This is a genomic window from Streptomonospora alba (genome assembly GCF_000826685.1).
In the GTDB taxonomy this organism is placed as follows: domain Bacteria; phylum Actinomycetota; class Actinomycetes; order Streptosporangiales; family Streptosporangiaceae; genus Streptomonospora; species Streptomonospora alba.
The window spans coordinates 1-627 of record NZ_JROO01000103.1 but is presented as its reverse complement, the minus strand read 5'-3'; the positions used below and the strand labels follow the sequence as shown (position 1 = coordinate 627).

At 68.7% G+C, this 627-nt stretch carries 1 protein-coding gene; it reads left to right on the top strand.

Features of this window, described 5'->3' with window-relative positions; genetic code table 11:
* Positions 1–627, top strand: a 627-nt coding sequence (locus LP52_RS25455; protein WP_040276968.1) for a DUF4158 domain-containing protein, incomplete at both ends; no start/stop codon positions are given.

Here is a 627-nt window from a genome sequence, read left to right as displayed (position 1 = left end):
TTCAAGAAGCTGACCTCAGCGCGAATGCTGCACCTGTCCTTCACTCCCAACGCCGACGAGATCAAGTGGGCGAGTGAGCGTACCAACACCCCCGAGGCGCTGTTCGCGGTGGTGCTCGCGCTGAAGTGCCACCAGAAGATGGCGCGTCTCCCCTCGGCCGCCGAGGTCCCCGACGAGGTGGTCGACCACGTGCGGCGCCACCTGGACCTGGGCGAGGACGTCGAACCCGACCACGGGTCGGGGCGCACTGCCAAGTGGCACCGCAAGCAGATCCGCACCCGCCTGGGCGTGACCTACGACCCTTCGCGGGCCCGCAAGATCGCCGCCGAGGCGATTCGTGAGGCCGCCCGGTCCAGGCACTACCCGCCCGATTTGATCAACGCCGCGCTGGACCGCCTGGTGGAGGCGTCGGTGGAGCTGCCGGGGTTCTCCACCCTGGACGAGATGGCCACACGCATCCGAGGGGAGGCCAACGCCGAGATCTTCGCCCAGGTCAACGACCGCATGGGCGAGGAGGGCCGAGCCCGGCTGAAGGCCCTGGTGGCGGTGGCCGAGGACGGGTACTCGATGTTCAACCGGCTCAAGAAGCCCGCCAAACGCGCGACCTGGTCGCGGTTCAAGGCCCAG